The sequence below is a fragment of the Virgibacillus ihumii genome, from assembly GCF_902726655.1.
In the GTDB taxonomy this organism is placed as follows: Bacteria; Bacillota; Bacilli; order Bacillales; family Amphibacillaceae; genus Lentibacillus; species Lentibacillus ihumii.
In genome coordinates, this window is sequence record NZ_CACVAN010000001.1 from 3,344,966 (window position 1) to 3,356,729 (window position 11,764).

10 protein-coding genes are annotated in these 11,764 nt (G+C 43.4%); 8 read left to right on the forward strand and 2 right to left on the reverse strand.

Annotation, left to right across the window (positions count from 1 at the left end):
- Positions 1-19: 19 nt before the first annotated feature.
- Positions 20-1,354 (forward strand): NCS2 family permease, encoded by a 1,335-nt coding sequence (locus HUX68_RS16510; RefSeq protein WP_174615821.1) that lies wholly within the window; start codon positions 20-22, stop codon positions 1,352-1,354.
- Between the two features lie 67 nt (positions 1,355-1,421).
- The gene (locus HUX68_RS16515) at positions 1,422-1,700 is read left to right on the forward strand and encodes a hypothetical protein (protein ID WP_174615822.1); all 279 of its coding nucleotides are present in this window, start codon (positions 1,422-1,424) and stop codon (positions 1,698-1,700) included.
- On the opposite strand, the gene HUX68_RS16520 is transcribed toward HUX68_RS16515, so the two are convergent.
- On the reverse strand, positions 1,635-2,795 hold the full coding sequence (locus HUX68_RS16520; RefSeq protein WP_174615823.1) for an MFS transporter: 1,161 nt from the start codon (positions 2,793-2,795) through the stop codon (positions 1,635-1,637). The two genes, HUX68_RS16515 and HUX68_RS16520, sit on opposite strands and share 66 nt — an antisense overlap.
- A 242-nt stretch (positions 2,796-3,037) precedes the next feature.
- The gene (gene msrA, locus HUX68_RS16525; RefSeq protein WP_174615824.1) at positions 3,038-3,574 is read right to left on the reverse strand and encodes a peptide-methionine (S)-S-oxide reductase MsrA; all 537 of its coding nucleotides are present in this window, start codon (positions 3,572-3,574) and stop codon (positions 3,038-3,040) included.
- A gap of 137 nt (positions 3,575-3,711) precedes the next feature.
- Here msrA and HUX68_RS16530 point away from each other — a divergent pair, with 137 nt between their 5' ends.
- The 6 genes from HUX68_RS16530 (at position 3,712) to HUX68_RS16555 (ending at position 11,764) form a co-directional block, all read left to right on the forward strand.
- The gene (locus HUX68_RS16530) at positions 3,712-6,957 is read left to right on the forward strand and encodes an AfsR/SARP family transcriptional regulator (protein WP_174615825.1); all 3,246 of its coding nucleotides are present in this window, start codon (positions 3,712-3,714) and stop codon (positions 6,955-6,957) included.
- A gap of 217 nt (positions 6,958-7,174) precedes the next feature.
- Positions 7,175-8,386, forward strand: coding sequence for a substrate-binding domain-containing protein (locus HUX68_RS16535; RefSeq protein WP_174615826.1), 1,212 nt, complete (start codon positions 7,175-7,177; stop codon positions 8,384-8,386).
- Positions 8,387-8,461: 75 nt separating this feature from the next.
- On the forward strand, positions 8,462-9,229 hold the full coding sequence (locus HUX68_RS16540; RefSeq protein ID WP_174615827.1) for an ABC transporter ATP-binding protein: 768 nt from the start codon (positions 8,462-8,464) through the stop codon (positions 9,227-9,229).
- Positions 9,213-9,920 carry an ABC transporter ATP-binding protein gene (locus HUX68_RS16545; RefSeq protein ID WP_174615828.1) on the forward strand — a complete coding sequence of 236 codons (708 nt, stop codon included), beginning with the start codon at positions 9,213-9,215 and terminating at the stop codon, positions 9,918-9,920. Before HUX68_RS16540 ends, HUX68_RS16545 begins: the two co-directional genes overlap by 17 nt.
- Before the next feature lie 12 nt (positions 9,921-9,932).
- Positions 9,933-10,793, forward strand: coding sequence for a branched-chain amino acid ABC transporter permease (locus HUX68_RS16550; protein WP_174615829.1), 861 nt, complete (start codon positions 9,933-9,935; stop codon positions 10,791-10,793).
- A 5-nt stretch (positions 10,794-10,798) separates the two neighbouring features.
- The gene (locus HUX68_RS16555; protein WP_174615830.1) at positions 10,799-11,764 is read left to right on the forward strand and encodes a branched-chain amino acid ABC transporter permease; all 966 of its coding nucleotides are present in this window, start codon (positions 10,799-10,801) and stop codon (positions 11,762-11,764) included.

An 11,764-nucleotide genomic window follows, 5' to 3' on the forward strand; every position in this document is an offset into this window, starting at 1 on the left:
ATAATGAGGAGGATATGCATTGAAAAAATACTTTCGCTTTCAGGAATTGGGGACAAATTACAAAACGGAATTTATGGCAGGATTAACAACTTTTCTGGCCATGGCCTATATCCTGTTCGTCATTCCGTCAACGATGGCATTGGAAGGTGTCGACCAATTGCCTGAAGGTGTGACGAGGATCAATAAGGAAGCAGTTTTCACCGCCACAGCAATTGCTGCTGCGGTCGGGTCGCTTTTTATGGGGATAATCGCGAAATATCCGATTGCCCTTGGACCCGGGATGGGTTTGAACGCTTTTTTCGCTTATACAGTAGTACTTGGATACGGTATACCGTGGCAAACTGCACTATCAGGTGTATTGGCATCCGGAATTATATTTATTCTGTTAACGTTGTCAGGATTTCGTGAAAAAATAATTAACGCAATTCCCGCGAATCTGAAGCTTGCAGTGGGATCAGGAATTGGCTTATTTATCGCCTTCATTGGATTTCAGAGTTCTGGGATTATTGTGGGAGACGATGCTACACTGGTCGCTTTGGGAGACCTTACCTCCCCGCATGTTTTATTAGCTGTATTCGGGGTTATTATCTCAATCATTTTATTAACGTTAAATGTTAAGGGCGGCATTTTCTACGGCATGATTCTGACGTCCATTGCGGGTATTATTTTCGGCTTGATTGATCCGCCGTCGGGTCTTGGCGGTGTTGTCGGTGAAGTTCCAAGTCTGGCACCAACATTTGGACAGGCGTTTGCACACTTTGGTGATATTTTTACAATGGAAATGCTTGTCGTCATTTTAACATTTTTATTCGTTGATTTCTTTGATACGGCTGGAACACTTGTGGCAGTTGCGACGCAGGCTGGCTTGATAAAAGACAACAAATTGCCGCGCGCCGGGAAAGCTTTGTTTTCTGATTCCAGTGCTACGGTTGTCGGTGCGGTTGTTGGTACCTCAACAACAACTTCATACATTGAGTCAACAGCAGGTGTGGCGGCTGGCGGACGCTCCGGATTCACCGCTGTAGTCACGGCGGGATTCTTTCTTTTGGCCTTATTTTTCTCACCATTATTGAGCGTTGTGACAGCGGAAGTGACTGCGCCTGCGTTGATTATCGTTGGTGTTTTAATGTCATCCTCCCTGAAGGATATTGACTGGGATAAGTTTGAAATCGCGGTACCGGCATTCTTTATCATAATTACAATGCCGCTGACATACAGTATCGCAACCGGCATCGCACTTGGGTTTATTTTTTATCCGATTACGATGGCGTTGAAAGGACGCGTCAAAGAAATCAACCCGGTTATGTACGGACTTTTTGTTATCTTTATTCTGTATTTTATATTTTTGAGTTAGGCATAAAAAAGCGGAGCCGCTGCCGGAGCGGTTCCGCTTTAGTTGTTTTTTTGCGGGAATGTTTTATATGGGGGGAATATCAACCGTACGAGGGAAACATCAACCGCAGGAGCAGAACATCAACCGTACGGGGAAAACATCAACCGCAGGAGTAGAACATCAACCGTACGAGGGAAACATCAACCGCAGGAGTGGAATATCAACCGTACGGGGAAAACATCAACCGCAGGAGCGGAACATCAACCGTACGGGGAAAACATCAACCGCACCGGCAAAAAACTTATCCACGTACTTTTTTACCAAAGGGAAGTACATGATACAACGTCAGAAAAATCGTTCCGGTTAATGCGCAGAAAGCCATTCCCATATACAATATGTCTCCGCCGAAGGAATCAATCAGTGCGCCGCCGGTGAGCGAGCCAATGATTCCGGATATTCCGAAGAATACCGCGTAAAACATCAAATGACCGGTTGACTGCAGCAGCCTTGGTATCAGTCTGGTCACATATTCCAATGCTGCTAAATAAAAGACTCCGAATGTGACGCCATGCAGAACTTGTAAGGCGATGATAACCATCGGATCTTCTACAGCTGCATAAATAAACCATCGCAAACTGTAGAGAGCTCCGGCAATGATGATGAAAATGAGCGTATGGAATTTCCGGAACCATCGCCCGGCTAATGCAAATACCAGCGCCTCGCTTACCACGCCGACAAACCATGCAAGACCGACAAGCCCTTCACTGCCGCCAAGTTGGACAATATAGAGTCCGATGAAACTGTCATTGGCACGGTGTGAGATTGTCAGGAACATAATCATAAATAAAAATATGAGAAACGGTTTATTCTGCAACAGCTGCTTAATATCACTGAATTGAATCGGATCGGATTCCACTTTCACATCTGTCAGACGGAAAGCGACGGCCAGCGCAATGGCACCAAAAATTACATATGGCCAAATCATATATTGTACACCGATACTGGAAAGGATTTCCCCTACAATCAGGGAGGAGGTGGCAAACCCGATCGATCCCCATGTGCGGATGGTCCCGAATGATACCTGCAGATCATCAGCACGTCGTTGGGCCAGACTGTCACCCAATGCCCCGATTGGTGAGGTGAAAAAATAGAACACAGCTCCCATCAGGATAATCGCAATTAATCCGTTCATCTGAAAAAATAAAACACTGCTAATCAGAAGTCCTATGATACAGATGATCAGCATGCGCTTGACTGTTTTATATTTATCACTCATGTATCCCCAAAATGGCTGCGAGAATATGGATGCCAGCGGTCCAACCGCAAGTACCCACCCGATTTCCGTGCCATTCAGCCCTTTATATTTCAGGTACAACGGCAAAAAACTGATTATAATGGTATTTGTCGCATGAAAGCTGAATAACAGCATTTTCAGCGGTGTCAGTGAATCCTGATTTGACATAAGCTCGCCCCTTCACTTCATGAACACCAATTATACTATAATTACCGCTATTGAAAACCCCTTTATGGGGGAGGGAAAGGATTTTGAGTCGAGAGATTGAATTCATGGATAGTGGAATGGCACATATATGGCTCAAAACCGCACATACCCTGCATCGAATCGCAAATAATTTGTAGAAACCGCACATATACGACAGTAAATCGCACATTCCTGCTTAGAATCCTGTTCAAAAAAGAGCAGCCCTATTTCTGCTGCTCCCACACTTCGGCTATAAATTCATCCCGGCCGGATTTGGCCCGGTCTTCCTTATAATAAGCTTTATTCTTTTTATAAAAATCCTGGTGATCATCTTCAGCGGGATAAAATGTTGATGCAGGCAATATTTTCGTCACGATTGGCTTGGAAAATTTCCCGCTCGCTTCAAGCGCATTTCTCGTTTGCTCAGCAGCTTCCCTCTGTTGATCATCATGATAAAAAATGGCTGTCCGGTAAGAATCACCACGGTCATGGAATTGTCCGCCATCATCTGTCGGATCGATTTGCCGCCAGTAGATTTCTAGAATTTTATCATAGGCTATGATAGAGGGGTCATAGGTTATTTCAACCGATTCATAGTGTCCGGTTGTCCCTTTTTTCACTTCTTCATATGTCGGGTTTTCCGTGTGCCCGCCAGTATATCCGGACACAACGCCATGTATGCCGTCCCATTGATCAAACGGCTTCACCATGCACCAGAAACAACCGCCTGCAAACGTAGCTTTCTCCACTTGACCATTCATGTTTGTTTTCGCCTCCAGCTGTAAATAAAATGTTAATCCAATATATCATAAACGTGATGGTATAATAAATTATTTTGTATGACGCATCATATGTTAAACTATAAGAAGATTGAAATTTTTGAAAGAAGGTATTGGTGATGGAGAAAATACCAATCATTCATAGCCAGCTCAGTCCGCCGCCGATGAAAGAACGTTATGTCAGACGCGTGAAAGTAAACCGTAAACTGATGCGTGCAGCTGACTACCCGCTCACAATCGTGCATGCAGGTGCCGGGTATGGTAAAAGTACAGCACTCGCATCGTTTGTTCACGATTCCAAAACAGTAATCTGCTGGTATTCGATTTCCCGTAATGATGATGATATTCTTCCATTTATTAATAATCTGACCCACGCTGTTAAACAAAAGTATCCATTATTTGGAGGGTCAATTCTGGACGAACTGGCAGAATTGGACAACTATATAAACAATGAGCAAATTTGGCTGCTGACCTCCACCTTCATTAATGAAATTCTTCAATTAAAAAAACCGGTTACCCTTATATTGGATGATTTTCATCATGTAAAAAACTCATTGGAAATCGGACAATGGACAAATTTGCTGTTGGAACATGTGCCGGAAAACCTGCACATTATTCTATCGAGCCGTAATCAGCCCAAATGGGAGGTTATTCCGAAGCTGAAGGTAAAGGGGGATTTGCTCGATATTGATCAGAATGATCTGACCCTTTCTGCTGAAGAAATGGATCATGTGCTCAGGGACATCTATCAGGTAAATCTGACACCGGAAGATTTACAAAAAATACATGAGCTTACAGAAGGATGGGCAATCGCCTTCAGTATGTTTGCCCAGCATATTCAGAGCAAATCATCCATTCATAATATTTTGGAAAATCGTCGGCAGTCATTGCAGAATTTATTTGATTATTTGGCATCTGAAGTGCTGTCAAAGCAATCGTTTATTATGCAGCAGTTTTTACTGCAGTCAAGTATTATTGATGTCCTGACAGCTGATATTTGTGATGATGTCCTGGAAATTAACGGATCGTCAGAAATGCTTTCCGGACTTGTTGAACAAAATTTATTTATCATTGACGGTGAGGGCAACCACTATCGATACCATTCCTTATTTAAAACGTTTCTTGAAAATCAGCTGCAGCAGAATTATCCGCATGAATTTAAAAAATTGCATAAGCATGCGGCACAATATTATATGAAAATATTTCATTTGGATACTGCTTTGTACCATTACCGCAGCATACAGGAATATGGTGCAATAGCTCAAATATTAGGAGAACATGGTACTAAGTTACTCCGTACCGGAAGATTGCAATATCTGAATGAATTACTTAAGGAGCTTCCGACATCATATAAAGAAAAGAGTTTAATATTGTACTTTTATCAGGGTGAAATTGAAAGATATCAATCGTCCTATGCCGATGCGGAAAAGAGTTATGATCGGATACTTACAAACTATCAGGATAATTACTATTTGGCCGGGCTTGCTTTGGAAGGAAAGACTCGTATTTACCTTGATACAATTCAGCCCGATAAAGCGGAGCGCTATGTAAGTCAGGCAATTCATATGCGTGAACACTCCGATGCACCGAAAAAAGAGATGGCGCGCTTATATCAGCTGATGGCTGAAAATCTGATTAATTCCGGGCAGGCCATAAAAGCTGAAGCATGGTTTGATCGGGCGAAAGAACTGAACTTGCCGTTGGAGGAGGGGAATCTCCAGGCACGAATTTATCTTCGGACAGGCAGGCTTGAAAAAGCTAAAGAATTGCTTGTACAGCGAAAAAAGATGGCTGAAACGACAAAACATCTGCCACAGTCACACCGGGAGACAGATATTCTTTTGTCAATCATTGAGGCGTTTATGGGGGAGGCAGAATCGAGCAAAAAGCTTGCGGGTGAAGGTATTCAGCTGGGATTGAACGTCCAGTCGCCGTTTGTGGAAGCGTGCGGCTGGATGCGGATGGGACATGCCGTTCAGCTGCTGGATCATTATGATACGGATCTGGCCAAGGATTGTTATGAAACATCCCTGGATATTATGGAGAAAATAAATGTTTCCAGAGGCAAGGCTGAACCATATATGGGACTTGCCGTATTGTATGGAAAAGAACAGAAGTACGATCAGGCTGTTGAAATGGCAGCAAAGGGCTTGCGCGAAACGGAAAAAGTTAACGATCGGTGGTTGACCGCAGTGATTCGATTGGGACTTGGGGTAGCGGAAGTATATAACAATAATTTTACTACTGCATCACGTGTTATGTCGGAAGTGCTGGAAGAATTTAAATCGTGCGGTGATCGATACGGCATCATTGTCAGCAGGTTTTGGAAAGCGTATATTGCCCTTAAGCAGGATGAACAGGAAACATTCGCCGGTGAAATGGGCCCTTTTTTGCAGGAGGTTCAAACATATGCGTATGACTTTTTCATTAAAAAAAGAACGTTGTTTGGCCCCTCAGATGTACAAAATGTGGCACCAATGCTGCTCAAAGCCAAAGAGCTTGATATTGAACCAGCATTTATTGCCCGAACATTGCATGAACTTGGTTTTGATGAAACCATTAAAAGTCATCCGGGTTATACGCTTACGATACAGACGTTCGGTCATTTAACAGTCAGATTAGGTGATAGAAAACTTGAAAGCAGTAACTGGCAGCGTGGTAAGGCAAAGGAACTGTTTGAATTGTTTATCACAAACAGGGAAACGCTTATGACTAAAGAGGAAATCTTTCAGGCATTATGGCCGGATCAGGATGAAAACAGCGCAAATAAATTGTTCAAAGTTTCGCTTAATGCATTATTAAAAGCACTTGAACCGGATAGGAAACCGCGTCAGGAATCTTTCTTTATCCAGCGGAATGGGAGTTCATATGGGCTGAATCCTGAATCGGGTTATAAATTGGACTGCAACATGTTTGAAAAAGGAGTGTTGAGCGGAATTGATGAAAATGATCCAAAGCAAGCAAAAGAATTACTGGAAAGGATGCTGACACTTTATCATGGCAGCTACTTGGCGGATGTTCGTTATGCAGAGTGGTGTATGACAGAACGTGAAAGATTGCAGTTAATCTATCTCCGCGGATGTGAAAAAATGGCACAGGTCACCGTGAGACTGCATGAATTCAATGCGTGCATTGAATGGTGTGAAAAAATCCTGAAACTGGATCCGGCGTGGGAGGAGGCATACCGGTTACTGATGTATGGCTATTATCAGAATAATAACCGACCACAGGCAATAAGGTGGTATGCTAAATGTACTGACATGCTGGATCGTGAATTGGGAATTGAACCGATGGAAGCCACGAAAGAATTATATGAAATGATAAGTAAATCAGCAGAGTTGGACCCGATTAACGGACTCCCTTGATGCAAAGCATTGAGGGAGTTTTTTGCGTATGGGCTCCTGTATAAAAGTTAAGTTACCCCATTTATTTGGATAGGGTCAGCCACCACCCGAATAAAGTCGCGCGAACCCACGCAAAATCTTGCGAAAAACCGCATCCCAACTTGTGTAACTTCCCTGTAACTGTTGTTTTTTATGATTGCTGCAAGCTGTAATAACAAAATTAAAGGGGGAAATCAGAATGAAAGCAGGACGGATAATCAGTTTGTTGTTTGTGATGACATTTATTGTTGTATTTGCTGCAGCTTGTGGTGATAGTGAAGAAGCTTCCAGTGAGGCTAAGGGAAAGGAAACCATTAAAATTGGTGTGCTTACTTCGCAGACTGGAGCGTTGGAAGCGTACGGCGAACAGACGAAGCGGGGATTTGAACTGGGGATGGAATATGCGACGGACGGAACAATGGAGGTTGCCGGTAAAAAGGTTGAAGTAATCTATGAGGATACGGAAACAGATCCCAAAGTAGCCAGGCAGAAAGCGTTAGGGCTGCTGGAAGAAGAGAATGTGGATTTTCTCGTTGGCTCGTCCAGTTCCGGGGATACGCTGGCTGTAACACCACTTGCAAAAGAATATGAAACGATCATGATTGTTGAACCGGCTGTAGCGGACAGTATCACAGGCTCAGAATACAATGACTATATTTTCCGGACGGCCCGTAATTCATCACAGGATGCTGCAGCGGCTGCTGCCGCGATTGCTGATGAAGGGGTGAAAATTGCTACATTGGCGCCTGATTCAGCATTTGGCCAGGATGGAGTAGCGGCATTCAAGAAGGCGGCAACTGATCTGGGAGCAGAAATTATTCATGAAGAATATGCAGATCCTTCAGCTACGGATTTCACGGCAAACATCCAGAAAATTATTGACGCGAATCCTGATTATTTATTTGTGGTCTGGGCCGGAGCGAATACACCATGGAATCAGATTGCTGATATGAAACTGCAGGATCGCGGTATCAACATTACAACAGGGGCACCTGACATTGCAGCATTATCAACAATGAAGCCGCTTGTCGGTATGAAAGGTTTCACTGTCTATTATCATACGCTTCCGGATAATAAAATTAATGACTGGCTTGTGAAAGAACATAAAGCACGCTACGGGGAAGTGCCGGATTTATTTACTCCGGGTGGAATGAGTGCGGCTATCGCAATTGTGGAAGCGCTTAAAAAGACAGATGGTAATGCTTCAGCTGATCAGCTGATTAAGACGATGGAGGGAATGAGCTTTGATACGCCAAAAGGAGAGATGACATTTCGTCCGGAAGACCATCAGGCTCTGCAGTCACTCTATGCGATTACACTAAAAAATAAAGAAGGATACGATTATCCGGTTCCAGTGCTTGAACGCGTGCTTACACCGGAAGAAACAGCACCACCAATCAAAAATGACTAACAAAAATGATTGGATACATGCCCTTGTCCAATTGCGGCAAGGGTATATTCCATCCAACCTTGAGGAGGAGATGTAATGGCGGCGATATTGGAAATAACGGATCTGTCGATAGCTTTCGGCGGTCATACTGCTGTGAATCGCATTTCGGTACGGATTCCCGAGAAGAAATTCACCTCCATCATTGGACCAAATGGTGCGGGGAAAACAACTCTGTTCAATCTTCTGAGCGGTCAGCTTACACCAACTGAAGGACAGATTTTTTATAAAGGTCAGGATATAACCAAGCAGTCAACGACAAAACGAGCGCGAATGGGAATAGGCAGATCATTTCAGATTACAAATGTTTTTCCTAACCTGACAGTGCTTGAAAATGTCCGGCTGGCAGTTCAGTCCCAGGCTAAGGTGCGTTACCAGATGATTGCCCACTTCAAACATTATAAAAAGTTTGTTGATCAAGCAATGCTGCTGCTGGAAAGGGTTTATCTGGATTCGAAGGCTGAATTACTTGCGGCCAATCTTGCACATGGGGAAAAAAGAAAATTGGAACTGGCGATGCTTCTAGCGCTAAAAACAGATATACTGCTGCTTGATGAACCGACTGCCGGTATGTCTCTTGATGAAGTCCCGGCGATTATTGAGGTAATCAAAAATATTAAAGCGGAAGAGGATCGGACGATTGTCCTTATCGAACACAAAATGGATATGATTATGGATCTTTCGGATGAAGTGCTGGTTTTATTTCACGGGGAATTACTGGCAAAAGGCACACCCGAAGAGATTATTGAGAATGAAACGGTGCAGTCAGCCTATTTGGGAGGCATGTATGATGAGCAGCTTGCTTGAGCTAAAACAGGTTGAAGCATACATACAGCAGTTTCATATTCTGCATGATATTTCTTTTGAGGTCCCCAAAGGCGAGGTAACTGTGCTGCTGGGCAGAAACGGTGCAGGCAAGACGACGACATTACGGACGATTATGGGATTAAACAGCATGTCGAACGGATCTATCTTTTTAAAAGATCACGAAATTGGCGGGTTAAAAACGCATGCCATTGCCAAAAGTGGTGTTGGCTATGTACCGGAGGATCAGGGTATCTTTGCTGAACTGACTGTCGGTGAAAATATGAAGGTCGCCATGATGAAAGAAGATGAGGAAACAACAAAGCGGATGGAGTGGATCCTGGAACTGTTTCCGGATCTAAAGAAATTTTGGAAAAAACAAGGCGGCAAACTGAGTGGAGGACAAAAGCAGATGCTTGCTATCGCACGGGCATATGTGAATGAAAACGATCTGCTGCTGATTGATGAGCCAAGTAAGGGCCTTGCCCCGATTGTAGTGGAAAAGGTTATGGAATCCATCCAAGAGATGAAAGAACGAACAACCATTTTATTGGTTGAACAAAATTTTATGATGGCAAGCAAAATTGGTGACCGCTTTTATATTATTGATGATGGTCAAACCGTTCACAACGGCAGTATGGATGATTTGCGTAATGATAAAATGCTGATGCAAAAATACCTCGGCATCGCTTAAGGGGGGATATGGATGGATTTAATTTTCGGATTAACAATTAATGGGCTTGCGACAGGAATGATTATATTTCTCCTGGCTGCGGGTTTGACACTGATCTTCGGGTTAATGGATGTTTTGAATTTTGCCCATGGCGGCTTGTTTGTCTGGGGGGCGTTCAGTGGAGTCTGGGTGTACGATTTAACCGGCAGTTTTACCCTTGGAATTGGTGCGGCAATCGTTACCGGCTTAATTCTCGGGGCGATAACGGAATTTTTGATTATCAGACCGGTATACGGAAATCATATCCAGCAGATTTTGATTACACTGGGTCTTATGCTGGTGCTTGCTGAGTTGATTAAAGTAGTATTCGGGCCGGAACAGCAATCTGCTCAGCCCCCGGCATTTCTTGACGGCAGTTTTATGTTGTGGGATGTCATCATTATCAAATATCGGCTATTTATCATTGCAGTCGGTATTCTCATTTATGCTGCAACCTCCTTTATATTAAAACGGACACGGATTGGTCTTATTGTCCGGGCGGGTGTGATGAATAAAGAAATGGTGCAGTCGCTCGGGATCAACATACAATTTGTGTTCATGGCTGTATTTATGGTCGGCGCAGCGATGGCCGCACTGAGTGGAATGCTGATGGCTCCTTATTCCGGTGTTATTTATGCAGAAATGGGGCTTGAGTTTGCAATTCTGGCATTTATTGTCGTTGTAATTGGCGGCATGGGGAGTTTTAAAGGTTCATTGTACGCTGCACTTTTAGTTGGATTGACACAAGCGTTTATGGCCTACTATGTGCCCGCACTCAGCCTGGCAGTTAATATGCTGTTGATGGCAGTAGTACTTATTTTCCGTCCACAGGGATTATTCAAGGCGAAGGGGTGAAAAAAATGCAGCTGCGTCATGTTGAAAAAAGCACCTGGATTTACCTGGTCGTTGCATTGCTTTTATTTGCAGTACCATTCATTTTTACTGAGCGAAGTATTCTGTTTTTAATTATGCAGATTTTTATTTTTGGTATTTTTGCTATGAGTTACGACTTGCTTTTAGGCTATACTGGCATCATTTCATTTGGGCATGCCATGTTTTTCGGAATTGGTGCATATTCAGCCGCACTTATGCTGGATCAAAGTGATGCGACGATCATGTCACTGGTTGCCGGTATTTTACTGGCGGTGATCATTGCCGCCCTTGTCAGTTTTATTGCAGGCATTATGACATTACGTCTTAAAAGTCATTATTATGCTATGTTGACATTAGCGCTCGCAGGTCTGTTTCTGGTAGCGGCGGAAAAATGGACCAGTCTGACTGGCGGCGGAGAAGGATTCACATTTTTGCTTCCGGATATACTGCGTGATTCCGGAACGATGTATGTGATCTGCCTCGTTTCGCTGATTCTGTTCTTTTTTGGACTTAGAAGGTTTACCAAATCACCAATGGGCAAAGTGCTGGTGGCCATTCGGGAAAATGAAAACAGAACAGAATCACTTGGTTTTCAGGTGCTTCACTATAAAGTGATTGTCAGTGTTATTTCAGGCATCATTGCAAGCCTTGCTGGCGTGTTATATGTATTATCACTGCGCTTTATTGATACAAGTGTTTTTGCCGTAGATGTAACGTTGGATGCACTTCTGATGACAATTATAGGTGGAGTCGGAACGCTCATTGGACCGATTATCGGTGCTGGGTTAATGGAGTTTGCACATCACTGGTTATCAGATCTTGCAGATGTGCATTGGATTTTTGAGCGTTGGATTATTATTTACGGTACCGTTTATATTTTAGCTGTTATCTTTTTTCCGCAGGGGATTGTCGGTACAATTCAGAATAAATTTGTGAATCGATTACGAAAGTGA